This is a genomic window from Rhodococcus sp. 008 (assembly GCF_001682295.1).
In the GTDB taxonomy this organism is placed as follows: Bacteria; Actinomycetota; Actinomycetes; order Mycobacteriales; family Mycobacteriaceae; genus Rhodococcus_F; species Rhodococcus_F qingshengii.
Genome location: NZ_CP015203.1, coordinates 589,925 through 614,900, shown reverse-complemented (window position 1 = coordinate 614,900; position 24,976 = coordinate 589,925). Strand labels below are relative to the sequence as shown.

Below are 24,976 nucleotides of genomic sequence, written 5' to 3'. Positions count from 1 at the left end.
GACCGGGTCAGGCCAACGGCGTGCATGTGCCGTCGACGATCGCCGCACGGAGCTTGAACTTTTGGATCTTGCCTGAGGCAGTGGTGGGTAGCTCTGCCGCCAGATACCAATCGCGGGGCACCTTGTACGGAGACAAACCCTGTGCGGCGTAGTCGATCAGCCTTTGCCGCATGCCCTCACCGGCCTCGCCGCGCGGAACGACGACGGCCGCGATCGCCTCGCCCCACTTCTCGTCCTGAACGCCGATCACCGTCACGTCGAGGACATCCTCGTGTGCCGTCAGGAACGACTCGATCTCCGCGGGGGAAACGTTCTCGCCACCCCGAATGATGAGATCCTTGAGTCGGCCGGTGATTGTCAAAGTGCCACGCTGATCAAGCTTTCCGAGGTCGCCGGTGTGCAACCATCCCTCGGCGTCAACCGCGGCAGCAGTGGCCTCGGGATTGTGGATATATTCGACCATCTGCTGATATCCCCGAGCGCACACCTCGCCGGATTCGCCGATCGGTACCACCGAGCCGTCGAACGGGTCGACGATCTTCACCGCAACCTGAGGGAGCGGATGACCGCTCGAATTGATCTGGTCCTCGCGTGAGTCCGTCGTACGGGTGAGGGAGATGACCGGCGAGAGTTCCGTCTGCCCGAACAGGTTATGTGTGGTGGCCCCGAAGAGCTTCTCCGTAGCTTCGATCATGGGGCCGGGCACGTTGGCACCGCCGCCGAGGACTCGAACGAGACTGGGCGCGGGTTTGTCATCCTTGCGCGCCGCTTCCAATACCGCACCGAGCACAGTGGGCACGTAGAAAAACAGGTTCGCGTTCTCGGACCGGATGGCCTCGAGTACGCCGTCGGGTGTGAACTGTTCGATCAGCACCATGGTGCCGCCCATCCAGATCGTCCCGACCGTGCCGATCACGCAAGAGGCCGTATGGAACATCGGAAGAGGGTTGACACCGATGAGTGGTGTCGGAGGCTCGATGGCTTCGAGCGTGAATCGAGCGCAATTGACCAGCGAGCGATGCCGCAGCAAGACGCCCTTGGGTAGACCGGTGGTTCCTGAGGTGTACTGCAGCATCACGGGCGCGGAGGAGTCGGACGCATTCGGACCCGCTGCGCCCTCGGCCAGTGGCGCCGCGGCCCGCCACCGGTCGATCTCGGAAAGACTGACTACGTGACGCAGACCAGAACACTGCGACTTCGCTTCTGCTGCAACGGAGGCCATGTCGTACGCACGGCTCACATCCGCGTGAATCAACAGTGTTGCTCGGCTGTGCCCCAGCGCATACATCAGTTCGTCACGACGGAGAACCGGGTTGAGTGCCACGAGTGTGACGCCGGCGATCGCCGCCCCGAAAAGAATGATCGGCCACTCGACGATATTGGGCGCCCACAACGCGACATAGTCGCCGGGCTCGACCAGCTCGAGGATTGCAGCAGCTACCCGCTGCGCCTCGTCGTACAGCTCCTGGTAGGTGAGCCGACGCTCTTGACCGGTGCCGTGCGCGTTGGCGATCACGGCCACGGTGTCCGGAAACTGCTGGGCCCGTTCCTGCAAGAGCGATCCCAACGTGTGCTCAGACAGCGGAACGCTGTCGTCGATGGGCCAGTACGACTCGGTCAGAAGCCGGTCTTCGAGTCCTGAAGTCACGAGAATTTTCCTCCGTAGGTGATCATGGTCAGGCTACGTACCGGGCAATAGATTCGACGATGCACGCTGGCTTGGCACTTCCCTCGACCTCGATCGTGGTGGTGAACTCCGCCTGGATCGCACCGTCGAGAGGTGTCACTTTGGTGATGGCGACGGAGGCGCGGACCTTCGCTCCAACCAGCACTGGTGCCGCAAATCGGACCTTGTTCAGCCCGTAATTGACGGCCATCGTGATGCCGTCGACTCGGTAGAGCTGCTGCTGCAATACCGGCAACATCGACAGAGTGAGGAATCCGTGGGCGATCGTTGCGCCGAACGGGCCGTCCTTCGCCCGTTCGGTGTCTACGTGGATCCACTGGTGATCTCCGGTCGCGTCTGCGAACTGATTGACGCGCTGCTGCTCGATCTCCATCCAGTCGGTGGTTCCCAGGTCGGATCCTTCCGCCGCGATCACGTCTTCGATCCCGTTGAATACCTTCATCCAGACTCCCTCAGTTGGTGTACTTTTGAATTGAACATAAATTAGTTAGTGTGAGGTAGTCAATATCCGGCTTTCGATCGAACCGACCGGGCACTCGCCCGGAGACCGGACTGGACCACTGCGGTCCCGACGGTTCCGGATATCCAAATCCACTCAATCACAATGACTTCCATCAGGAGGAACTCACATGGCCGAGGCCTATATCGTCGACGCCGTCCGTACTGCGGTCGGCAAGCGCGGCGGCGGATTCGCGCAGTCTCACCCGGCAGACATGGCCGCGCACGTCATCAAGACGGTTGTCGGTCGTCACGATTTCGATCCCGCCGACATCGATGACGTCATCCTCGGTTGCCTCGACAACATCGGATCCCAGGCCGGCGACATCGCCCGCACCGCGGCACTCGCGGCCGGACTTCCGGAGAACGTTCCCGGTGTCACGATCGACCGTCAGTGCGGTTCGGCGCAGCAGGCCGTACATTTCGCCGCCCAGGGCGTCATGAGCGGCACGGCAGACCTCATCGTCGCCGGTGGCGTCCAGAAAATGAGCCAGTTTCCCATCCTCAGCGCGTTCGGCGCCGGCGAGCCCTTCGGATCCACCGATCCGTGGACGGGTTCGAAGGGTTGGGCAGCGCGCTACGGCAACGAGGAGATCTCGCAGTTCCGCGGGGCCGAAATGATCGCGGACCAGTGGAACCTGAGCCGGGAGGACAACGAGAAGTTCGCGTACGAAAGCCACCAACGAGCCCTGAAGGCCATCGCCGAAGGCCGATTCGAGCGTGAGATCACCGAGTTCGAGGGCATCTCCACCGACGAGGGCCCGCGAGCCGACACCAGCCTCGAGAAGATGTCCGGTCTGAAGACCCTCACCGAGGGTGGAAAACTGACTGCCGCTGTCGCCAGCCAGATCTCGGACGGATCCGCCGCACTTCTTGTCGCCTCCGAGGCCGCGGTCGAGCGCTACGGCTTCACTCCCCGCGCGCGCATTCATCACATCTCCGTCCGCGGTGCGGATCCCGTGATGATGCTCGCAGCCCCGATTCCCGCCACCCAGCACGCGCTGAAGAAGGCCGGACTCTCGATCGACGACATCGACGCCGTGGAGATCAACGAAGCCTTCGCGCCTGTTGTGTTGGCCTGGCTCGCAGACATCGGCGCCGATCCGGCCAAGGTGAACATCAACGGCGGTGCCATCGCACTCGGCCATCCCATCGGCTGCACGGGTGCACGTCTGATGACGTCGCTGCTACACGAACTCGAGCGAACCGGCGGACGGTACGGCCTGCAGACCATGTGCGAGGGCGGCGGACAAGCAAACGTCACCATCATCGAAAGGCTCTGAGCCATGGAACGCGTACTCTACGAAAAGGATCACGAGCTCTACCGTGAGACAGTTCGCGAATTCCTTGTGCGAGAAGTAGAACCACACAAGGACAGGTGGGACACAGAACGCTGGATCGACCAGACGGTCTTCACCCGCGCTGCAAGTGCCGGGGTGTACGGATTGCAGATCCCCGAGGAGTACGGCGGATCGAACGAGAGCGACTACCGCTACCGGATGATCGTCTGCGAAGAGATCGCGAAGATCAACGCGTTGTCCTTCGGTCTGACCATCAGCCTGCAGGACGATCTGGTGTTGCACTATCTGCTCGACCTCACCAACGACGAGCAGAAGCAGCGTTGGCTGCCAGGCTTCGCGGCAGGTGAGACGATCGGCGCGCTTGCCATGACCGAACCCGGCACGGGAAGTGATCTACAGGGAATTCGAACGAGCGCCGTTCGCGATGGTGACGACTGGATCATCAACGGGCAGAAGACGTTCATCTCCAGCGGAATCATGGCCGACATCGTCGTAGTCGCTGCACGTACTGATCCGAATGCCGGTTCACGCGGCTTCAGTCTGTTTGTCGTCGAACGCGACACACCCGGATTTGTGCGCGGACGGCAGCTCGACAAGATCGGGCTACCTTCACAAGATACTGCTGAACTGTTCTTCGAGAACGCGCGAGTTCCGGCGACGCACCTTCTCGGCGAAGAAGGCCGAGGGCTGCAGTACTTGATGAGCCACCTCCCCCGCGAGCGTCTCGGCGTCACAGCGAAGGCAATGGCGACTACACGCGCGATCTTCGACATCACCGTGAACTACTGCAAGGAACGTCGAGCGTTCGGGCAGGCTATCGCCGATTTTCAGAACACACGTTTCGAACTTGCCGAGATGGCGACCGAAATTGATATCGCCACGTCATACGTCGACCAAAGCGTGCTCGCGTACAACGCCGGTAAACTGACTCCTGTCGACGCGGCAAAGGGCAAGTGGTACATCAGCGAACTGCAGAAACGTGTGATCGACCGATGCCTGCAACTCCACGGCGGGTACGGATACATGACGGAATACGCCGTGGGCAAGGCGTACGTCGACACCAGAATCCAGACCATCTACGGCGGAACCACCGAGATAATGAAGGAGATCATCGGACGCGACATAGTTCGATGACAACCAATCAGGGTACGTCGTAATACTGTTGCCGTGCAGTCAATCCAGGCTGCACGGCAATATTTTTTTCCGTCAGCATCAGTCCCGATGGCTCACGATGTTGATGACGTTGCCGTCCGGTGCTCGAACGAAGAACCGTCGAACGCCCCACGGTTCGGTAGTTATCGGGTGCACGATCTCGAAGCCGAGTTTGCGCGCTTCTTCGTACGCACCGTCGAGGTCATCCGTGTGGACTGAGATAACCGAGTCTTCGGGTGCGGTTGCATCATGCGTTACGAGCTGGACGTGTTCCCCGTTGCTTGGAGACGTGTACGAGCCACCCATCCCAAGTTGAACTCCTCGGTACTCAAACCGAGATAGTCGGTATAGAAACCTTTTGCCGCATCGACGTCATCCACTCTGAGATTGGTCGTTATGCGTGTTGCTCCCATGCAATCCTCGTGTCTACAGGTCCTCCAGAGCTACTGCGAATGTGCTTGATCATCGTCCTCGCGTTCCGACGTGTCGAGCATCTGCCACATGCGACGATCGAATAATGACGGAGCGATGGTACGAGAGCACGGAGGCCGCTTCGGACGCGGTGGCGAACATCCTGCTGGCACTCGCAGACAGCGACGGTTTCGAGGAAGTCGTGAGCGCCCTGCGAAGCGCACGGATGTACGTCCGAGACGAGTGGGCGGAGGCCGACCGGATCGTGCCGGACTGCTTCTTGATCAGCTAGACACCTCCACTGATCTGGCACCTACGGCGGGTGTCAGATCGGTGGACGCTTTCGCCGCGACGACGCTGTCCGACGACTACCCGACGGTCACCGATGATCTGATCAGCGAAGTCACTACTATTCGTGACGCCAACGCACAGACATGGGAGGGGCCGCGTGACCGCCGAAATGAACACCCCGGAACGGCATGTACTCGTCGATACCGACACCGGAGTCGACGACGCGCTCGCAATACTGACAGCCCTCAACGCACCAGACACGTCCGTCATAGGCATCGGCACCGTCTTCGGCAATTGCACCGAACACCAGGCCGCTCAGAACGTGCTGACAGTCCTCGCTGCGGTCAACCGCACCGACATCCCGGTATGCGTAGGGAGCGCCCGCCCCGGGCCTGCACCGACGACACCATTCCCACACGGAAGCGACGGGCTCGGAGGTCGCGGACTCCACCCGCCAGCCTCAGCTCAACTGAGCAACGAAACCGCCGTCGACCAGATCCTCCGGACCGGACGCGAACGACCCGGCCAAGTCGACCTGCTGTGTCTTGCACCGCTTACCAACATTGCAGCCGCGATCACCCGCGATCCGACGATCCTTCAGCAGTTCAGATCAGTGACCATCATGGGCGGAATGGGCACGGCCGATCGCCGCGAAATCGTCGCCGCCGCGCAACCGAAATTCCTCGCCAAAGGCGATACCAACACCAACCACGACCCAGCCGCCGCCGCGACAGTGGCGGCGACACCCGGTCCAGTGACCTGGGTAGGCATGGACGTCACAGGCCGACTACGACTGAGGTGGGCAGATCTGCAAACCCTCACGTCGACATCGAATATTGCGCGTTTCATTCAGACCATCACCGAGGACTACCACGTTTACTGCACGAACACATACGGCGCTGAGCAGCCGATCTACACCTCCCACGACAGCGTCGCCACGTCCGTCATGCTCGACCCCACGGTGATCCTGTCCAGCGTCTCGGCTACCGCACAAGTACACAGTGCCGACGGCCGGTCTGCGTCGTGGGGGCACTACCCTGACGATCGGTCCGCAGCGCACCAGATGGCAACCGACCTCGACTACTCCGCGATCCGAAACCGAGTCGACCGCACCCTCGCAGGTTCGGGAAAGCACTGAACGGAACGCACAGTTCTTCGAAAGGCGATGGTGGCAGCATGTTTCGAACGGCATCCAAACGCAAAGTGCGGAAAGCGCTCGACAATCTGACCTTGCCCGATCCCTGGGACAGCCGGAAACTGGTCGAACAGATCGCACACGATCGTGGACACCCGATAGTGCTCTCCCCAGTGCCACAACACGTGATGGAAGGCAAAGTATGCGGCCTGTGGGTCAGCTCTGACGAAACCGATTACCTGCTTTACCCAGAGGACTCCCCGTCCTGGCACATCGATATCGTCATCTGCCACGAACTCGGCCACATGCTGCTCGACCACGACCTCGAGATACCAGTTCCCGCCAAGTCAGGCCCACCAACCACGTCGATCGACATCGAAGGGCTGTCCGCATGGCTACCAGGCCTGGATCCCGACGCGGTCCGCGGGATACTCGGGCGCAGCGGCTTCTCCGCTCGCAGTGAATACGAAGCTGAATACCTCGCGACACTGCTCATCGATCGCGCAGTCGGGGATATCCAAGACACCCGCCACACACGAATGCTCAACACATTCGTCCGAGGTGAAGACGGATGACCAACACAATCCCCGCCCCCCTACACGCGCTCATCCTTCTATTCGTGTGGTCGGTGCTGGCAGCGCGGTCAACACTGCTGAGGTTCAACAACTGAGACCGCAGTCCAAGCGAAGGAGGCCAAAGGCATGGCACGTAAGAAGATCGAACAATCTGTGAAGGCCTTGCAGATCGCTGACCTCAGTGGCCGAATGATTGGTTCCCTCATCCGACTCCGGTCGACGATGGGGGACAAGCGGGAAATGGAGGTCGAAGTTCGACAGATCGGATTGGATGCCAATGACGCAGGTCTCCACGTCATCATTCGTAGGGCAGATGCCGAGGGCATTGACGCCGACATCGGTTTCATCGACGTCGAAGGCAGCGGCCCCGAAGATGATCGCGTATTTGCCTACATCGGTGAATACGATCTCGACCATCCGATCGAGTTGATCGAACGCTGACTCCTGCCGTTCAACGCCGGGCGAGTGGCTGGTCCAACTTCCGAGGCGTTCAATTTCGGAGTTTCTGTGGGCCCTGTCCGGCGGCTTGTGAACGGCCGAACGGGTGCTGAGCGCCTCTCGGCATTAGGGATTCACCCACAAGTTGTCGAAGGTCACTATTGCCCGGATGACCTCGCCACATCTACACTGAATCAAACATCGACAAACTGATTCAGGAGGGTATCTGTCATGACCACACCCTCGACCGGCGCACGGATCGAGAAGGCGAGGCTCGCCGCCAACATCCCGAGCCAGCGCAAGCTAGCCGAGAATGCTGGCATCTCGCAGTCGACCCTCTCGCGCATCATCACTGACGCCCGGCCGGCAAAAGCGAACGAACTACTCGCCATCTCCATGGCCACCGGCTGCACCTTGGCGGAGCTGACAGGCACTTCTACGGTTGCCGACCGTGTCCAGTACGCGGCCAGGGCCACCAACGGCGCGAACATGGAACAGATGCGCGAGCAGCTGATCCATTTCCTCGAACTCGACGCCTACCTCGAAGACCAGGGCATCGGCGTTTGCCTGTGAATCCAGAAATCGAAGGCCGCAATGCAGCGGCGGAGTTTCGCCGCGAGCATGGGCTCGGCAACCAGCCACTCGCCGACCTCGTCGCGCTCATCGAGCAGACGACAGGCAACGACGTCGCAGTACTCGACGGCGGCCGGGACGAACACGGACTCACAATGCGTGACAGCACGCGCGACTCAGTCTTCATTGCCGTAGCTCGAACCAAAAACCCTATGCGCCAACGCACCACATTGGCTCACGAGCTAGCACACGTCGTGTTCGGCGACTGGGCCATCGAGGACACCGGCGACACCCGCCCACCCCATGAGATCCGGGCGGATGCCTTCGCCCGACACCTGCTGATCCCGGTCGCCGGCGTGAAGCAAATTGTCGGTGGCGCATCAGCTGACCTCAGGACACTCTCGACCTGCGTTCAGCTTTTCGGCGTGTCTCCCAAGGTGGCAGCCATCGCGATGCACCACGCAGGCTGCATCGACTCACCCACCAAAGACCAATGGATGGCGATGACCACACCGCAGATAGCAGCACGGTTTGGGTGGGCTGACCAGTACGAATCACTTCAAGCACAGTCCGACACACGTCGAGCGCCGCAAAAACTTTTGGCTCGGGCGATCGATGGATACATCGAGAACGTCGTGCCCGCACAAACTTTGGCCACACTCCGTGGAATCCCGGTCGGCGATGTCGTCGAGAGCCTCAACGAAGACGGAATCACTCCCATCGAACATCAGACGGAGTGGGCCTCCGCCGCTGCGCTCCCCACAGTCGATGTCGACTTCACCGACTGGGAGGACGACGACAGCGACCAGGATCCTGCCGGATGACAGTACGGCCGATCATCGACGCCGGACCGGCACTGAACTTTCTCGCCATCAACAAAGAACGACTGCTGCTCGCGACGACTGGCCCGATCAGCACTCCGGAAACGGTCCGCAACGAGGTGCTCAGCAAGTCAGCGAAGGACCGACGCTTCGCCCAGGTGGAGAGAGTCTGGAACAAGATCCCCTCACGACTGCTAGACGTGCTTCCCGATGATCCGACGCCCGAGCTGATCGCCGCCCTGGGCCGCATCAGCAAGCAACCGTGGAAACAACGGCTGGCGACAGCAAAGGATCTCGGCGAAACCATGGTCATCGCGCACGCGGTGGTCCACGCCGAAGCCGGGCACCAAGTCACAGTGATCATCGACGATCAAGGCGGCGCCGCTTTGGCAACAACGGAGATCCGGCGTTTGAGCCGACTTCGTAAAATGGACAAGCCTGTCGGAGGGATCGCACTAGTGAATACGGTCACCATCCTCGAGAAAGCTGCTGGAGGCATCCATCTTCCTGACAGGGGAAGTATGCGAGAGGTCTACACCAAGCTTCGTAAGAACGACGACGGTCTACTCCCGATCGACCGAACGCAATTGCTGTCGTCAACCATCTGGAAATAGCGCCGGAGAGAGTTGCTCCGAGCTGAAAGTTGGCCGAGGTCGCAGTAGAAGCCTCGAAGCAGAAGCCCAGGCGGAGAGGAATTCCGCCCGTGATTCACGCTCGTTCCCCCGCCACTGCAAGCTGTCCGCGAATTCCTGAATTACGTACGGCCCAAGTACCTTCGGCGCACCGAGCGGTAGTCGGTGGGAAGGATGGATACGGCAAAATGATGCTCCGCCCACGCCACAAGCGCACGGCGGACCATCGTTCGATATCCGTTACCGCTCGTTGAACCCTGCAAGCACTACACGCTCGACCGCCCGGATCCGTTGTGCAGGAACATCAGAGCAGAAACCCTCGCTGAGCATCCGCCACGACGGACGCAGCTACACGCGGCGCCCATCTCTCGTGGCCGAGCAAGCTCCACGTCGGATCACGACTATCCAGCGGTGTCGCTGCCAGCTGAACCCGCCGCACAAACCTTCCGACAACAGGGAAAGACAACGCGATCCACCTCCACGAACCATCATCAGAGGCGATACCGAGCCGGCTCATCACGGCAGTCGATAGCACCGACACGTCACCGCCCGCTCCCACAAAAGCGTCCGCCGAGACATTGAGAACAGCCGTCCACGACTGCACCGGCGACTTCGGTCCACGCGGTGACGACTTCAAGCCTGATCTCGCACGCTGCGGCTTCTCCATCGCAGCTGCCGCCGACTGCGCCCACACCGCATCACCGCCACGGCTCGCCGGCAACATGCGATCGCACATATCGACGCATCTCCCTACATCCGTCAACGACCTGCACCTCACCGATAGGTTGGGTCGCGAGCAGAAACTGCAACAAAGACCCAACGTCACCTGTTCGGCGAACATCCGAAAACGCGCCGCCATCGAGACGTCGAGTATGACTACTTCTCGTCACGACACCTGGCCTTGATCGAACGTGCCGTGAGCCAAAGGGTTCGGCGTGTGTAGCGGATCCGGACGCCCGATCAGCGGGTGATCCGATATCGGGGCACCGACAATGGCCAGAGCGTCACGATGAAAAGACGCACCGGAGATCGACGCGACCAATACGACCTTTCGGTCGAAGACAACCAAGGCGGTCGATGACGCCGCGACGTAGTCAGCGCGCAGCTTCCACAGCCCGCGCGCCCGCTCCCACAGCTCTTCCGGTGCGAGGTCCGGCGCATACCCGATGTAGCTCCGTCCGAGAGGATCGTCCATGGCGGCAGGTGTGGATTCGCCCAGCGTCAGTCGCACCGCCGTAATTCGCGCCGAAAACTCCATCGGCCGGAAATGTTGCAGCGTCGCGGACGCGCCCTTTTCTCGGTCGAAGGAAACGTGGTCGAACGTGGGGTAGTGCCTGTCCTTGAGATGCACAGGCGGCATCTCACCGTTCACGGAAAAGCCCTGTTGCTCAAGGAATTGCACCCGATCCTTGATATCGCTACCCAATGGCGCGTCCAGGATATCGAACCCAGCTTTCTTCAACGCCCACTTGATCTCGAGCGGATAGACGTCAGGCATATAGTTCTGACGGAAGTGCCCAGCATCCACCGGTACGGCCGAATACATCGCCTTCTGACAACTCTGCGGTAGCACCTTGATGATTCGGAGCATGCACGCACCGAGCACCGCTGATTCCGTCCACTTTCGCTGCTGTCGGAACTGCACCTTGTCGATCGCGACGTACAAACAGAGCATCTGAACGAAATACCCTTCTACCAGCGGCGGAAAATGTGCTCCCACCATTCAACGACCTCGGAGCCCCGGCTACAGAACAACGAGTACAACGCGCTGTTCTTGAGAACACCAATCGCAGTCGGCACATCGTCAGGGACTGTTTCGTAATCGGTGTTTTGGCCCGAGACGCTGAGTGAATGCTTGGCGAGGAGGTGCCGAGATGACGACACTGGAAGATGTGACGAAGAAGAGGGCCGAGCCCTCCGCGGAAGCTGCGGCGGCTGCGGAGCTGGTCAGGTTGGCGAAGGAGCAGGGTCTGTCGCTGACCGGTCCGGACGGTTTGCTCAAGCAGTTCACCAAAACCGTTCTGGAAACTGCATTGAACGAGGAGATGACCGAGCACCTCGGGCACGACAAGAACCAAGCCCCGCCGGAGCGGGAGTCGACGAATATTCGCAACGGGACTCGGTCGAAGACTGTGTTGACCGAGGCGACCGGTCATGTTCCGATCGAGGTCCCTCGTGATCGGGAAGGGACGTTCGAGCCGCAGATCGTCAAAAAGCGACAACGTCGATTGAACGGGGTCGATGAGATCGTGTTGTCGTTGTACGCCAAAGGATTAACGACCGGTGAGATCAGTGCTCACTTCGCTGAAATCTACGGCGCTTCGGTCTCGAAAGAGACCATCTCACGGATCACCGACAAAGTGCTCGAGGAAATGCAGGACTGGGCTGCCCGTCCGCTCGACGAGGTGTACGCAGCGATCTTCATCGATGCGATCGTGGTCAAAGTTCGGGATGGGCAGGTCGCGAACCGCCCGATCTACGCGGCGATCGGTGTCAGCCTCGACGGGCACCGGGACGTACTCGGTTTGTGGGCCGGGACCGGCGGTGAGGGCGCCAAATTTTGGATGTCCGTGCTGACGGATATCCGTAATCGGGGTACTCGGGATGTGTTCTTCCTGGTCTGCGACGGATTAAAAGGTCTACCGGAGGTCGTCGAGAATGTGTGGCCGGCGACCACGGTCCAAACGTGTGTGATCCATTTGATCCGCAATACGTTTCGGTTGTCGTCGCGGCAGCATTGGGATGCGCTCAAACACGATCTCAAGCCGATCTACACTGCCCCGACCGAGGCCGCCGCGAGTGCAGCGTTCGACGATCTCGCAGACCGTTGGGGCAAGACGTATCCGGCGATCATTCGATTGTGGAACAACGCCTGGCAGGAGTTCATCCCGTTCCTCGATTACGACACCGAGATACGGCGAGTGCTGTGCTCTACCAACGCTATTGAGTCCTTGAACGCCCGGTATCGGAGGGCTGTCAAGGCTCGTGGGCATTTCCCCACCGAGGCTGCTGCGCTCAAGTGCCTCTATTTGGTGACGCGTTCGCTCGACCCGACAGGCAAAGGGCAGGCACGATGGATTACACGGTGGAAGCCTGCTCTGAATGCGTTTGCGATCACGTTCGCCGATCGTTGGCCGGGATCGGAAACTTACTAATGGATACCGGCCGAAACACCCTTAACGAGATAGACCCCATCGTCAGCGTGAGCGTCAAGGATCCGGCGGGCATGATCGCGTGCATGGTGAATCGAGGCGAAGCGCTCCGGCCACATCGGGCCATATTTGAGTGTTGCGCCCCGGGTATGTCGGAGGCTCTCGAACCTGTGAACGATGGAGAGCATCGCAGCACCACGGAAGTACAGCGTTGAGTTGAGGGCACGAGCAACGAGGATGGCGGTCGAAGCCCGCCAGGATCCGGCGACGCGGCCGGGTGCGCTCAAGCGGATCGCCGATCAGCTCGGTGTGCACCCCGAAGCGCTCCGGACCTGGGTCAAACGCGCCGAGGTCGATTGCGGCGTACGTCCGGGTACCACGACCGACGATGCCGAGCGGATCGCACAGTTGGAACGGGAGAACCGCGAGCTGCGGCGGGCGAACACGATCCTCAAGCAGGCTTCGGCTTATGTGGGTGATCGGTGTCAAGTGCCCGTGTCGCCGAGTCGTTGGATGAGTCCGTCGAAGACCTTCTGCCGCCCGACCTGGCCCTTGTCCGCGGCGTCGTCTCGCTGACGAGTGAGGGTGGGGAGAAACTCGACGGTGGTGACGAAGAACGTGCACGACTCGCAGATCGACTCGAAGTGGCAGTCGAGTTCAACCGGGCGCGCGCAGTAGCCGTTACCGAGCATCCGGCGGTGGGCTTCGCTGCGAAGTTTGCGCATCGCGGCGGGCTCGTCCTCGGCAGGCAACACGGCGGGTAGCGACCGTGGCGTCCAGTATCGAGCGGTGCGCTACACCGACCGCCTCGACGAGTGCGATGCCGTGGCTTCTGTTGGCTCCAAAGGCGATTCGTATGACAATGCGATGGCGGAGGCGTTCAACTCGTTGTTCAAGGCCGAGTGCATTCGCAATCCCGTGATGCGCCCACGCGGGGGTTGGCGGGGTGTGGGAGACCTCGAATGGGCAGTCGCGGAGTACATCGACTGGTTCAATCACCGCCGTCTGCACGGCGAGATCGACCATGTCCCGCCTGCCGAGTACGAGGCTATCTACTGGTCGAATCATAGAGCGGTCGACTACCGTCAGACACCGGTCCTCGCTGAAGCTGGAACCAGATAACCGAGCCTCCGCCGGACACGGGGCGCAACACTCCGTCACCGCACCGGATACCTTGCGTGCGCCGACACTAGGTCTAAAACTGATGGAGGTTGTTGACAGTTGGGTCTTCCGATGAGAGGAAGACTTCCATGTCACCACGAGAGCTCGAACGGCGAGCAAAACACAAACTCGCAGTGCTGCGTCACGTCGAGGAGGTCAGTGGCAGCGTCGCCGCCACCTGTCGCTACTACGGCATCAGCCGGCAGTGCTATTACGTGTGGCGGCGACGGTTCGACGAAGAAGGAGTCGAGGGGCTGAACGATCGGTCGAGCGTGCCGCATCATCAGCCGACCAAAACCGACCCGCAGGTGATCGAGAAGATCCTCTGGCTCCGACAGCAATACCACTTCGGACCACAAAGAATCTCGATGTACCTCGCCCGCTACCTCGACGTGACTATCAGCCCGTCCGGTGTCTGGCGCATCCTTCACAAGCTCGGCCTCAACCGGCTACCGGCCTCGCAGCGCTACAAACGCACGCAGACCCGGTGGAAGCGCTACGAGAAACAACGCCCCGGCCACCAACTGCAAGTGGACGTGAAATTCATTGAGCCACTTGGTCAAACCGGGAAGAAGAAGCGTTACTACCAGTACACCGCAATCGATGACTGCACTCGATTGCGGGTTTTGCGGGCGTACCCGCGCAACGACCAGAAGATCGCGATTCAGTTCATCGACCACGTCCTCTCGAAGCTGCCGTTCCAGGTCGAGAAGGTCCAAACGGACAACGGTCAGGAATTCGGCTCGGCATTCCACTGGCACCTGCTCGACATGGGTATCGGACACGTCAAGATCCGACCTCGAACCCCGCGCCTGAACGGCAAAGTCGAGCGCTCGCATCGCATCGATTCCGACGAGTTCTACAAACTTCTCGAAGGTGAAGTCATCGACGATGCGAACCTCTTCGCCGAGCGACTCCAACAATGGGAAGACCACTACAACTACGATCGACCCCACGGCGCCCTCTCGGGCCAAACGCCCTACGAACGCCTCAAGCAAAAAGCACGAGACCCGCTGTCATAAGCCTCTTTCAGTTGCACAGCTAGCACCCATGCGACGAGTGTGCCGCCGATCCACCACTACCGCACGCGATCGGTCATGAAGTACCGGTACGCCTCTCGCGCCGCGAATACAGTTCCTGACCCTGAGAACAGTCCTCCCAGCGGCGCATTCCGGTGCCACCGAGCTACCCCCGTCGCCGTCCAGTTCGAGAAATGATCCTAAACTTCAGCACGTTGTTCACTGCCTATGCCCGTCTGTTTTCGGCATGCCGGTATGCCTGGGCGCGGACGATGCCCGCGTCGTAATCGTCGACGTACTCCCCAGTCCCGGGCGTGTAGATGTCGCCGACCTGGTCCGGGTCGTAGGCCATGAACACCACGTCGGGTCGTCCGCCGTTGAATCGGCTGAACTGTTGATAGTCCCAGCCCTCGGGCGCGTAGTCGTCGTTCCACGCCAGCCGCGCGACGGGAACGAATCCGGCGTCCGCGTAGAGCGTCGGCAGGACGGTGTCGAAGCAGTCCAGACGATGGCCTCCGAGGGCGGCGGCCTGGCGGATCATCGACTGCACCGCCTTCGGGTGCGCGCAGTCCTTGTGCCCGAATGCGGAGACGATTTCGTCGTATTTGATTGCGACGCCCGCTTTTCCGTCGTCGGTGACCAACAGTCGCATCTGCCGGTATTCGTCGTCGTCGTACACGTGAACCGACGCGGCATGAGGATTCTTGCGGGTGAGCTCGAGCATCTGTTCGCGGTAGACGCCAGCGTCAGTGGGTGCCAGTTCGTAAAGCGTGGGAGCGGACAGCCCGCGCGCGGCGAAACTTTCGCGTTCGTCAGCAGAAAGGGTGTGGTCGGTGACCGGATGGATCTGGCGGGCGCCTATCAGAAGCCGAGAGCTTCGGCTTCCTCGATCCCCCAGTCCGGAAAGCGCGCTTCGATCGCCTTGCGCTGATCCTCCGGCAGTTCCGGGCTCCAGCCGTACTGCCTCCAAAACTTCTCGCGGCGTTCCTGCGTCATCGGCTCGTCCATCATGTTCCCCTCTCTCGTTTCTCTCGTTGTTATTGTCCACGCCGCCTTGTGCGCGGCGCAGTGCGTCGGTTTGTTCGGCGCGCAGCTGCTCTCCAGCGGCCAGCCTGCGGGCCAGTTCGGCCCGGCTGTCGGAGTCAGGTTCGGCGGCGATCGCCATGCGGAGTTCATTCTGGCCGCCGGGGGTGGAATCGTAAATCTCGCGGGTGTCCCGGTAGGCGGCTTCGGCGGCCGCAACGCGCCGTTGCAGCCGCGCATGGCTGGGGTGTTCGTTGAGAGCGGCTCGGGCAGAATCGATTCGAGCGGTGGCGCTGTCGAGACGTACGCGGATGTGTGGGGTGCAGCGTGGGCCGGGTTTGGGTTTACACATTGGCGACTCGATCGCTGACTGCGTCGATCACGGCGGCGAGATTGCGGCCGAGCTGCGCGATGCGTTCAGCGTTCGGTGTGCGCGGGTCGGTCAAGTAGGTGTCGCGGCGCAATTCGATCATAACCGACGCCACCCGGACATCGGTGCCGTAGTACCTCAGCGGGACGTACGTTCCGCTGTAGGGCGTGTTCTCGACGATCTCGCCGAGGGACGCGAAAGCGTCACGGGCAGCAGCTGTCAACCATCCCGGTGTGTGCCGGCGGTCGGTGCCGATACACAACGGTGGCCGCGGCGCGGCAGGGTCCTCAAACGCGGACGGCTTCTCCGAATACGAGTGCAGATCGAGGACGATCGCCCGCCCGCAAGCGTTCAACCGGTTCTCCACGGCATCGGTGACGGCATCGGCGTAGTGACGGAAGTAGGCCTCGATCAGTTCCGCCCGACGTCGATACGGTTCGGCGCGCAACTGCACCCCAGAGCAGGCCCGGGTGTAGACGGCGCCGCGGCCGTTCGCCTCTGCCGGATCGCCGTCGGGGAACCGTTCGGGGTCGATGACCAGACGTGAAAGCTCGTTGATCACGATCGTGGGCCGCACGCGGACGTAGGTGAGGGTGGCGAGCGCGATCTGGTCGGTGGCGGTGTCGGTGGCTTCGTCCAACTCGTCGGCCAACTCTTTGTCGGTGAGCATTAGGTCGGCGCGGATTGCAGGTGGGATCAGATGTGAGGAATGCGGAACATGGATGATGACCGGCGAGCCCTCGTCGCCCGGTATGACGGTCAAGTTATTGGACACTGAATTCCCCCTGTTGATCTCTGCGTGTTCATCCTGTCAGCAGGCCACGACATGCTTTTGGGTACGTGAATTATTCACGCTTGCAGGTTGTTCGGTATCTACGGAGCGCATTCCGTAGTCTCCTTTCTGGTCAGGTGCAGTCGATGTGGAAGGACAAGTAGAAGCGCCCTACTACGGGATAGGGAGTTTCCAGTCGACGGGCGCGTCGGCGGCGGTATTGATGTCGACCTGGTCGGGCGATCGTCGGTGGAGTCGGTTACGACCGTTCCGCTTGGTAGAGGCGGGCACCCCGGCGACTGCACTCGTGTCGTCGCTCCGCCATGTGGTGCGGCAGTAGCACCGACGGTGGCGACCGCGACAGTTACAGCGCGGCGGGCTCGGTTGGCAGAGCCTTTCATTGGGGGTTCATCTCTCTCGAAGAATGTCGTCGCCGTCGTGGGTTAGCTGATGCTGTCAACGAACCAGCGGCCGTCGATGTCTTTGGTTGTTATCGTCTGCGAGAACTGACCTGGCGCTTGGCCAGGTCGCATTTCGGTGAGAGCGACGGAGTAGATACCGGCCGCGATCGGTGTGATGCGCACGCAATGGGTGGTTCCTGTTGGGACGGTGTCGATTCCGGCTTGGATCTTCTCCTGCGCTGGCAGGGACGTGCCGGGGGTGGTGAGTGCACGGACGGCTGTTCCGGAGCGGGTCACGTAGTAGGCGTGCTCGAACGCTGCGATGACTCCGGAGTCGCTCTTCTGGTCACCGGGGTCGGTGCGGCATGCGGTGGGATCGGTTTCAGTCGTGGGTGCAGTGGCGAGAACGGGTGGGGTGGCGTCGAGGGTAGTTGCCGTTTCCGAGGTGTCAGTCTCGTCGGCGATTCTTTCCTGTGCGCGCTCGTCATTGCCGGAGAGGAGACGCAGCACGAACCAACCGAGCAGCGCGACCACGACAATCAGAGCAGCGATGTAGTGCAGGCGAGGTGATCGAGAAACCCTCTTGCGCGGCCGCTTCGGCGGCGTCAGAGACTTAGGTGCGGAGACTGTTGCAGTCGTGTCGGCGGTTGCGCCGTGGGGTGTGCCACCGAGTAGGTCGACTACCGCGGGGTGCCTTTTCATGTTCGCCATCGCTGCCGTCCTTTCGGTGCTCGTGTCTGGTTCTGCAGTGGCGCATGGACAAGTTCAGGGCGGGCGGCGCGTTGCCACCCGCCCTGCACGGCTCCGATCATGCGGGCTAGGCCGGAATACCCGCGCCGACTGCGTCGCTGATCAGTGAGGACGCCAGGCCCGGGGTGGCGTTGGTGAGGAATTCCGTGAGTGCGGTGTCGACGTGTTCGATGATCTGCTCGCCTCCGGGCTGTCCGGCGACGAAGTCGCGGGCCTGCTGGTCGATCGCAGGGGCAGCGGCGACGGTGTCGCGGACAGTGGTGGCTACGGCCTCACCGATGGGGCCGGAGTTCTCCCAGTCGGCGAGCGTGTCCTGGGTCTGGCTGGTGACGGCGGGTTGGTCGACGTCGGGGACCTCGATTTCGACGGGTTCGCCGAGTTCACCTGCGCCGTACGCGACGGCGGCGGTGAATCCTGCGATTCCTCCGCCCAATCCGCCGAGAACGAATGCGGGGGCGCCGGCGAGGAGTGCGCCTGTACCGGCGCCGACGGCGGTTCCGGCGAGACCGCCTGCTACCCAGCCAATTCCGGGGACAAAGACGTTGCCCAGTCCGAGGCCGATGTTTCCTCCGACGGTGCCGCCGATCAGTGCTCCTCCGATGGCGAACGGGGTCGCGAGGCCGATTCCTCCGGCGAGTGCTCCGGCGGCGGCGCCGCCGACTTGGGTGGCGGCGTCGCGGCTGGCTTTGTCGACGGGGACACCGAAGGAGTTCCAGCCGGTGGCGACTCCGGATTCGATGATGGCGGTGGTGTTGTTGGTCCGTTCGAGGTCGACGTCGGAGACCCAGTTCGGTTGTGCGATGTGGAATGTTCCGATGCGGAGGGTGTCGCGGGGGGCGATGATCGGTGCGACGACGTCGACGGGGCCGGGGAGATGAAGCTGGGTGTAGTCGGTCGGGGTGGTGTCGGTGTAGGTGGGTGGTGTGTAGGTGTTGGTGTCGTAGTCCCAGTTCGGCAGCGGCTGGTAGTCGATGTTCTGGTAGTGCGCGGGTGGGTCGATCCAGTAGATGGGCTCGGTCGGGGCTGGAGCTTCTGTGGCCGGCGGTGGGGTGGGTTCGGTGGTCACTCCGGACTGTCCGCCGCCGTCGGTGATGCCGGCTTGTCCTCCTCCGTCGGTGATGCCGGCTTGCCCGGGCGCTGCGAGTGCCGGTGGTGCGAGGGTGATTCCGGCGGCCACTGCTGCGGCCGCGACGACGGCAATGGTGCTTTGGCGGGCGAGGGTGTGGCGGCGGTGTCGGCCATGTTGGTGTGCGCGGCGGGCGGCTCGGTTTCCTGCGGTGGTGTCGGTGCTCATGTGGTGCCTTTCGTTGAGGAGGGTGCGGATGGGTGCCGGGAGGGAGGTCTGGTGTGCGGCGCCAGCTGATGATGGGTCAGTCAAGCGGCGTGGGTGATGAGATCGACGAAGGTCGCGGCGACGACGGTCAGGGCTTCGGTGGTGCTGCGCCGGAGCTTCGAGGTCGCGATGCGCTCGCCGGAGGCGAAGAGGGGTTCGAACGGCATCCGGGCGACCGAGTGGACTCCGGCGTCGAGAAAGGCGTCGACAGCGTCGATTTCGACCATCGGTGAGTCTCCGGGTCCGTCGGTGATGACGACGATGGTGCGAGCCATCATCGCCGGGCCGGCGGTGGCGGTGAGGTCGAGGAGCATGCGGTGCGCGGCTGCGGCGGCGTCGCGGCGGAGCGGGACCGGTACGAGGAGGACGTCCGCGTGGGTGGTTGCCCAGTGCCAGCTGCCGGCGAGGCGGTTGTTGCCGGTGTCGGCGATGAGGATCTCGCGGTGCTGAGACAAAAGCTGTGCTGCGGCGTGGGCGTCGTCGTAGCCGAGACTGGATCCGTGGTCGCCGTTGTTGCCGGCGACGATGTCGTCCCCGCCTGGTTGGCGGGTGAGGTACTGCGAGAGCGCCGAGGGGCGGATGCTGCCGGGCTCGGCTGTCTCGGCGGCGATCAGTGAGCGCACGTCGTGTCCGTCGCGGGGTGGGATGCTGACGCGGTCGGCGAGGCTGCCGCCGACGTCGGCGACGTCGACGCAGACCGTGGTTGCGGCGCCGCGGTGTTCGGCGATGATCGCGCTGAGCCCTACTGCGAGTGGGGTTTTGCCGACGCCGCCTTTCGGGTTGGCGATGGTCACGATCGAGAACCCCGGGAGGGGGCCGGTGATGGATGCGATGGCGGCGCGGTGGCGCATTTCGGCGGACTCGGGTTTCGGGGCGACCCGGAGGTTGAGGATGGTGTTGAGTCGGCCGCGTAGTCCTGTGCGGGCGGGTTCGTGCGAGCCTGCCGCGATCTCGGGTGCTGCGAGCACTGATGTCGAGGTCGGTATGCGCACCGCGGGGACTGGCCAGGCATGAGTGTCTACTCCCCCGGCTGGCGATGAGTCAACGAGGGGTGTCACCGCCATCGTGACCGGTTCGTCCACATGATGATCCGGCCGTGTCTGTGGTGTGTCGGCAGGTGCGGGGATGGGTCCGGTGGGCAGCGATTGCGCCACCTTCCCGTCCGGTGCGACGGTGAGTTGGCGGGAGCGGCCCGCTTCCTGCACGGTGACCTCGACGGGTGAACCTGCGTCGGCGGAGTGCTGTCGGCTGAACTGTGCGATCACCGCGTGGATCGACTGCCCGTTCTCGGCGGACAGTTCCACCTTTTCGTCCCCTGCCCCGCTCACGAGTGCGGTTCGCTCGGAGGTGATTTCGATGGCAAGGGCCGACATCACGCGGTGGTTCCGGTGAAGGCTCCGACGCCGGAGAGCTCGGTGTCCATTTCGAGGACGATGGTGTCGGCCTTGTCGAGGGCGGCCAGGGCGTCGTCGCGGGCTTTGCCGTCGGGGAGTACTTCGATGATCTGGCGGCGGGTGGCGACGGCTTTCTTGATTTCGTCGAGTCGCGGAGCGGTCAGTTCCTGGTCTTCGCTGAGTTTCGGTAACCAGCTGGGAATGGCGTTTTTGAGGACGCGGCGTAGTTCGGTGATGACGGGGTCGCCGCCGCCTTTGGGGGCTGCGAAGGGGTTGCGCAGCACGGTGATGTCGTCGGCGGTGGGGGTGATCGATTGGGAGATGCGGCGGCTCATGGGTGGACCTTTCGGGTGAGGGTTGTGCAGGCGTGTCAGCGAAGTCGGGGCCGCGGGGTCAGGTCTCGGGTGCGGTGGTGTCAGGTTCGGGAAGCAGGACGACTTCGTGTGGTCCGTACGTGATGTGGTTCTTGACCCGTCCGGTGCCGTTGAAGGTCAAGGTGGTTTCGGTGACGTCGCCGCTGTCTTTGTCTCGGATGACGGTGACCGCGGCGACGGTGGCCGGGTGTTCGTTGCCGCGTCCGTCGTCGACGAGGACGGTCATTCCTTCGGTGACCGCGGAGGCGGGTATCGCGTCGGCGAAGTCATCCCCTACATCGGCGGTGGGCGTGTCGTCGTGGTGGCCGAGGACGGTGGGCTCGGGAGCTCGGCCGTAGGCACGGGCCGCGACGGCGACGGAGCGTTCGGATTCGATGAAGTGGCGCAGTTCGGTCGAGTAGAACGCGATGTGCGGTTCCTGCTGAGGCCGTAGCCCATTGATGATCTTCTTCTCCGAGGTCGAGAGTTGGTTCCACTTATTGGGGTGCGGGTCGACGTTCGGTGTCCACCACATCTGCGCGTCGACGGGCACGCCGTCGTTGCCGAGGGCGACTCCGCGGCCGGGGACGGAGGTGTCGATCTCGCGGCCGATCTGCGAGTCGCCCCACAGCATCATCGCGCCGTCCTGCGAGAGGTTGCCGAGGGAGATGCGGGTGCCGAAGTTGTCGCGCGCGTTGCCCGAGGCGCCGCCGAAGAGGGACGCGTCAGGTCGTTGCACACCGAGCAGGAGCCGGATACCGGCCGAGCGTGCGAGGACGGCTAGATCTGCCCACGCACCGAGTGGGTCGAGTTCTTTGAGGAGTTCGCGGGTTTCGTCGTCACCGGCTTTGGCGAGGCGCTGCCATTTACCAGAGAGGATGAAGAACTCGTCGAGGACGGCGATCAGCAGCGGAAGTTGGGACGGCTCGATCTTCTTCACGTGGACGTAGTGGTTGCGGGCCATCATTTCGCTGTGCAGGGCACGCACGAGCATCGCGGAGCGGACGGCGTCGTAGACGATGGCGGCGCACCCGGGGTAGCCCTCGAGTCCGTCGAGTTCGATCATTTTCGGGTCGACGCCCAGGAACGGGATTCCTCGTCGCGCAGCTTCGGTGAGCAGGGTGCGGATCACCGATGTCTTGCCGCCGCCAGTGGGTCCGACGATCAGGCAGTGAGGTTTGTTCGACTTGGTGGAGATGTCCCAGAACATGTTCACCTCCGATGCGGCCGTCGCGTAGGGCAGGTGGCGCAAGTTCTCGTCGACCAATTCGAGAGGGTGATTGACGCGGGTGGGCAGTGGGGCGCGCAGGCTCATCAGGAGATAGCCCTCGGAGGGAAACCAGTCGGTGGCCCAGGTGCGGCCGGATTCGTGCTCGCCGGCGAGGGCCGCGAGGGCTTCGTCGACCTTCTTCTGGAATCCGCGTGCACCGCTGGAGAGGGTGGGTGTGAAGGTGATCTTGAAGGCGGTTTCGACGCCGCCGTCGAGCGAGGCGACGCTCACGGCAGGCTCTTTCAGCGGTCCGTCTTTGAGGGAGTTCGCCAGGGCCTTGTGCCGCGGTGATCGGAGATCGGGTTGAGTCAGCGTGCGGGTGATGCGGATTCGGTCGCGGTGGGCGTCGTGGGCGACGGTGTAGGTCCATTTGCTGGTGCGTCTGCTCGCGGAAGCCCGGACTGCGGTGGTGAATTCGTCTAGCTCTTTCGGACGGATGATGGCGCCGCGAGTAAGGGTGATGGTGGCGTTGCGCAGGGTGGTGATGCCGGGCGGGTATCCGACAATGATTTTGACCGGGGTGTGGCGGGTGCTTTGCCGGATTTGGGCGTCGAGTCCGGCGCGGTGACGGTGGGTGAGGAACCGTGCGATATCGCAGGCGAGCAGGCCGAGAGTGAGGGCGGCGAGCGGCCACCGATATTGGTGGACTGCGGAGACTGCGCCGTCGAACTGAGGGGTCGAGAATTGTTCGGTGAGTTCGAGGAGTTGCGGCGCGAGAAACGCGAGTGTTGTTGCGATGACGGCGAAAGGCGCCCACGCCCTGTACGGGTGGATGGCGGACTCCCCCGCACCACTTGTTCGCGCGTGGGGTTTGTCGGATCCGAAGAGGTCGACGAGAAAGTCTTTGAGCGAGTCCTGCTGGTTTCTGCTCACCGTCTACTCCTCTCGCTCGAATCCAGTCCACGACGGTCGGCGCCGGGGTGTGTGGGGTGCACTGTCACAGAGCGCGGGAAGCGATCTCAACCCGCCTGTGGATAACTTCTTTCGCGGGTGCGTGGCTGGAGCGTGCGTCACATACCCCGAAGTGCGATACCAGGGAGCGATAAAACCCCTCACCCCTCTACCCGCTGCTGATTCTGGTTGTGATGCTGCGCATTACCGATCTCAGGACCCGCGAGGGCATCGCTGTTACACCGTTTGGGGACTTGTTCAACCACCTATTCGACGGGCCCGATGACGATGTACATCTCGGGTTGTTTTTGTCTTCCTGCGCCACTGTTCGCGGACCCCTGCAGGGCTCTCGAACGACTCGCTTCGTGAGGTACAGAACCCGGTGCACGAACGCCCGAGTACGGTTTGGACGCCACCGCGGCAGGCGCCGCGCCAGAATGATCCGACGATACTCCGTTCAGAACCCTGACCAGCAGTTGATTGAAATATGTTGGCGCGAAGCAATTTTGACCGGTACACTCCCCCTAGGCCCGAAGGGCCGGGGGAGTGCCCCCGAAGGGGAAGGGTGAATCGGGCCCTTGAATTCCACCTCTGTCCGCGGCCCCTACAGGCACCCTCAATGCGGGGTTGTTCGAGCACGCGGTGCGCAGCCTGCTACGTGTGCGTGCTGAACACGCTATGCATGCAGCGCATGCACACCACGCAGGCAGTGGCGACGAACTGTTCTTCGAACTTCTGATCATGGCCACGGCGCGGGTGCATTGAGCAAGCTCCAGCAGGGGTGACTCGCACAGCTGGCGGACACGTTCCGAAAATGGTTCTGTGCCAGATTGTTCAGGCGGACGAAGGCCACGAAGCACAGCGAGGGAGACATGTGTCGATCTCTATGGTCTGCGGCGGGTCCTTCGACGATGCCCGTTCACAGCTCTCTGCCGCTCCTCTGAAGAAACCCTCCCGTCGAGGTCTGGGAAGTCTCCCGCGGACACCCGCAGCGAAGACCGTTCCGTGGCCGCACCCCCTGCATTCAACGTCCTTCCCGCGAGCGCCGAAAGATCCCCGACGGGGTGAATCGCGACACCTGAACACACACCCCCACGCGCAGCGCTGATCGACAAACGCGCCAACCGCGGAGCCGAAAAGTTATCCACAGGTCGCATTGAAATTCCTGCCACCACTCTTCTACGTTTCCGCGCAACCACATTCGTGGGGTCTGGTTTCACCACTGTGTTGGAGAGTGCTCATGTTTTCTCTTGCTTCCACCGTGATCGACGTGTCGATCCCGCCGACGCATCCACCGCTCGCCGCAGATGCGGTGACTCTCGCGCAGTCGACGGACGTCAATACCGGTGGTCTGCGCGCGTGGATCAAGGACAACATCGTCTTCACCATCCTCATCGCCCTCGCGTGTGTGGTTCTGGTCGGTGGGCTCAAGGGCAATTTGTCGCGGGTCTTCACCGTCGGTGGACTCGGGTTGTTCGGGCTTGCCTACCTCGGTATCGCGACATCGGAATCGGCGGCCACGGGGATCGGCAATTGGATTCTCGGGCTCGTCGGTATCTCGACCTAACCGCTG

At 62.3% G+C, this 24,976-nt stretch carries 24 protein-coding genes and 3 pseudogenes; 14 read left to right on the top strand and 13 right to left on the bottom strand.

Going from position 1 to position 24,976, the window contains the following annotated elements; genetic code table 11:
* Positions 1–7: 7 nt before the first annotated feature.
* Entirely contained in the window at positions 8–1,648 is a 1,641-nt protein-coding gene (locus AOT96_RS33310) for a class I adenylate-forming enzyme family protein (RefSeq protein WP_058228033.1), read from the bottom strand.
* A gap of 28 nt (positions 1,649–1,676) precedes the next feature.
* Positions 1,677–2,129: a MaoC family dehydratase gene (locus AOT96_RS33305; protein ID WP_054801134.1), complete on the bottom strand. Its 453-nt coding sequence runs from the start codon at positions 2,127–2,129 to the stop codon at positions 1,677–1,679.
* A gap of 187 nt (positions 2,130–2,316) precedes the next feature.
* Here AOT96_RS33305 and AOT96_RS33300 point away from each other — a divergent pair, with 187 nt between their 5' ends.
* Complete coding sequence (locus AOT96_RS33300) at positions 2,317–3,468, top strand: acetyl-CoA C-acetyltransferase (protein WP_058228032.1); 1,152 nt, start codon at positions 2,317–2,319, stop codon at positions 3,466–3,468.
* A 3-nt stretch (positions 3,469–3,471) separates the two neighbouring features.
* A complete protein-coding gene (locus AOT96_RS33295; RefSeq protein ID WP_058228031.1) occupies positions 3,472–4,620 on the top strand; it encodes an acyl-CoA dehydrogenase family protein in 1,149 nt (382 codons plus the stop codon).
* A 78-nt stretch (positions 4,621–4,698) separates the two neighbouring features.
* On the opposite strand, the pseudogene AOT96_RS33290 reads toward AOT96_RS33295, so the two are convergent.
* A pseudogene (locus AOT96_RS33290) lies at positions 4,699–5,051 on the bottom strand (VOC family protein).
* Positions 5,052–5,155: 104 nt separating this feature from the next.
* On the opposite strand from AOT96_RS33290, the gene AOT96_RS33285 reads away from it, so the two are divergent.
* The 7 genes from AOT96_RS33285 to AOT96_RS33255 all read left to right on the top strand — a co-directional run bounded on the left by AOT96_RS33285 (position 5,156) and on the right by AOT96_RS33255 (position 9,496).
* Entirely contained in the window at positions 5,156–5,341 is a 186-nt protein-coding gene (locus tag AOT96_RS33285; protein ID WP_058228030.1) for a hypothetical protein, read from the top strand.
* A 156-nt stretch (positions 5,342–5,497) separates the two neighbouring features.
* Positions 5,498–6,478, top strand: coding sequence for a nucleoside hydrolase (locus tag AOT96_RS33280; RefSeq protein ID WP_335739939.1), 981 nt, complete (start codon positions 5,498–5,500; stop codon positions 6,476–6,478).
* Positions 6,479–6,516: 38 nt separating this feature from the next.
* Positions 6,517–7,050 carry a hypothetical protein gene (locus tag AOT96_RS33275; RefSeq protein WP_052959773.1) on the top strand — a complete coding sequence of 178 codons (534 nt, stop codon included), beginning with the start codon at positions 6,517–6,519 and terminating at the stop codon, positions 7,048–7,050.
* A gap of 126 nt (positions 7,051–7,176) precedes the next feature.
* Positions 7,177–7,491, top strand: a complete 315-nt coding sequence (locus AOT96_RS33270) for a hypothetical protein (protein ID WP_047269115.1) — start codon at positions 7,177–7,179, stop codon at positions 7,489–7,491.
* A 228-nt stretch (positions 7,492–7,719) separates the two neighbouring features.
* Positions 7,720–8,061 (top strand): helix-turn-helix domain-containing protein, encoded by a 342-nt coding sequence (locus AOT96_RS33265; RefSeq protein ID WP_065353020.1) that lies wholly within the window; start codon positions 7,720–7,722, stop codon positions 8,059–8,061.
* Positions 8,058–8,885, top strand: a complete 828-nt coding sequence (locus tag AOT96_RS33260) for an ImmA/IrrE family metallo-endopeptidase (protein WP_065353019.1) — start codon at positions 8,058–8,060, stop codon at positions 8,883–8,885. Before AOT96_RS33265 ends, AOT96_RS33260 begins: the two co-directional genes overlap by 4 nt.
* On the top strand, positions 8,882–9,496 hold the full coding sequence (locus AOT96_RS33255) for a PIN domain-containing protein (protein ID WP_065353018.1): 615 nt from the start codon (positions 8,882–8,884) through the stop codon (positions 9,494–9,496). The genes AOT96_RS33260 and AOT96_RS33255 overlap by 4 nt, the downstream gene beginning before the upstream one ends.
* Positions 9,497–9,818: 322 nt before the next feature.
* On the opposite strand, the gene AOT96_RS33250 is transcribed toward AOT96_RS33255, so the two are convergent.
* Positions 9,819–10,250 carry a hypothetical protein gene (locus tag AOT96_RS33250; protein WP_065353017.1) on the bottom strand — a complete coding sequence of 144 codons (432 nt, stop codon included), beginning with the start codon at positions 10,248–10,250 and terminating at the stop codon, positions 9,819–9,821.
* A 150-nt stretch (positions 10,251–10,400) separates the two neighbouring features.
* On the bottom strand, positions 10,401–11,237 hold the full coding sequence (locus AOT96_RS33245; protein ID WP_156779021.1) for a hypothetical protein: 837 nt from the start codon (positions 11,235–11,237) through the stop codon (positions 10,401–10,403).
* 151 nt (positions 11,238–11,388) lie between these two features.
* Between AOT96_RS33245 and AOT96_RS33240 the strand changes: the two genes are divergently transcribed.
* Together AOT96_RS33240 and AOT96_RS35110 are read left to right on the top strand one after the other, a co-directional pair.
* A complete protein-coding gene (locus AOT96_RS33240) occupies positions 11,389–12,669 on the top strand; it encodes an IS256 family transposase (RefSeq protein WP_064073797.1) in 1,281 nt (426 codons plus the stop codon).
* Between the two features lie 174 nt (positions 12,670–12,843).
* Entirely contained in the window at positions 12,844–13,242 is a 399-nt protein-coding gene (locus AOT96_RS35110) for a transposase (RefSeq protein ID WP_074447163.1), read from the top strand.
* Here the strand turns inward: AOT96_RS35110 and AOT96_RS36520 are convergent.
* Positions 13,152–13,427 (bottom strand): annotated as a pseudogene (locus AOT96_RS36520) (tyrosine-type recombinase/integrase); the annotation flags it as partial. The gene AOT96_RS35110 and the pseudogene AOT96_RS36520 overlap by 91 nt on opposite strands.
* Before the next feature lies 1 nt (position 13,428).
* Here AOT96_RS36520 and AOT96_RS33225 point away from each other — a divergent pair.
* Together AOT96_RS33225 and AOT96_RS33220 are read left to right on the top strand one after the other, a co-directional pair.
* Positions 13,429–13,788, top strand: a pseudogene (locus AOT96_RS33225) (integrase core domain-containing protein); the annotation flags it as partial.
* A gap of 128 nt (positions 13,789–13,916) precedes the next feature.
* A complete protein-coding gene (locus AOT96_RS33220; RefSeq protein ID WP_058228486.1) occupies positions 13,917–14,849 on the top strand; it encodes an IS481 family transposase in 933 nt (310 codons plus the stop codon).
* Positions 14,850–15,072: 223 nt separating this feature from the next.
* Here AOT96_RS33220 and AOT96_RS36260 read toward each other — a convergent pair whose 3' ends face one another.
* The 7 genes from AOT96_RS36260 to AOT96_RS33185 form a co-directional block, all read right to left on the bottom strand.
* On the bottom strand, positions 15,073–16,221 hold the full coding sequence (locus AOT96_RS36260; protein WP_231917486.1) for a hypothetical protein: 1,149 nt from the start codon (positions 16,219–16,221) through the stop codon (positions 15,073–15,075).
* Positions 16,214–17,014, bottom strand: coding sequence for an N-formylglutamate amidohydrolase (locus AOT96_RS33210; protein WP_058228485.1), 801 nt, complete (start codon positions 17,012–17,014; stop codon positions 16,214–16,216). The genes AOT96_RS36260 and AOT96_RS33210 overlap by 8 nt, the downstream gene beginning before the upstream one ends.
* Before the next feature lie 440 nt (positions 17,015–17,454).
* The gene (locus AOT96_RS33205) at positions 17,455–18,123 is read right to left on the bottom strand and encodes a hypothetical protein (RefSeq protein ID WP_058228484.1); all 669 of its coding nucleotides are present in this window, start codon (positions 18,121–18,123) and stop codon (positions 17,455–17,457) included.
* Positions 18,124–18,229: 106 nt separating this feature from the next.
* Positions 18,230–19,456 (bottom strand): hypothetical protein, encoded by a 1,227-nt coding sequence (locus tag AOT96_RS33200; RefSeq protein ID WP_058228483.1) that lies wholly within the window; start codon positions 19,454–19,456, stop codon positions 18,230–18,232.
* A gap of 80 nt (positions 19,457–19,536) precedes the next feature.
* Positions 19,537–20,868, bottom strand: a complete 1,332-nt coding sequence (locus AOT96_RS33195) for a chromosome partitioning protein ParA (protein ID WP_058228482.1) — start codon at positions 20,866–20,868, stop codon at positions 19,537–19,539.
* On the bottom strand, positions 20,868–21,224 hold the full coding sequence (locus AOT96_RS33190; protein ID WP_058228481.1) for a hypothetical protein: 357 nt from the start codon (positions 21,222–21,224) through the stop codon (positions 20,868–20,870). Before AOT96_RS33190 ends, AOT96_RS33195 begins: the two co-directional genes overlap by 1 nt.
* 58 nt (positions 21,225–21,282) lie before the next feature.
* The gene (locus tag AOT96_RS33185; RefSeq protein WP_058228480.1) at positions 21,283–23,385 is read right to left on the bottom strand and encodes an FtsK/SpoIIIE domain-containing protein; all 2,103 of its coding nucleotides are present in this window, start codon (positions 23,383–23,385) and stop codon (positions 21,283–21,285) included.
* A gap of 1,258 nt (positions 23,386–24,643) precedes the next feature.
* On the opposite strand from AOT96_RS33185, the gene AOT96_RS33180 reads away from it, so the two are divergent.
* The gene (locus AOT96_RS33180; protein ID WP_058228479.1) at positions 24,644–24,970 is read left to right on the top strand and encodes a hypothetical protein; all 327 of its coding nucleotides are present in this window, start codon (positions 24,644–24,646) and stop codon (positions 24,968–24,970) included.
* The last annotated feature ends 6 nt before the right edge of the window (positions 24,971–24,976 follow it).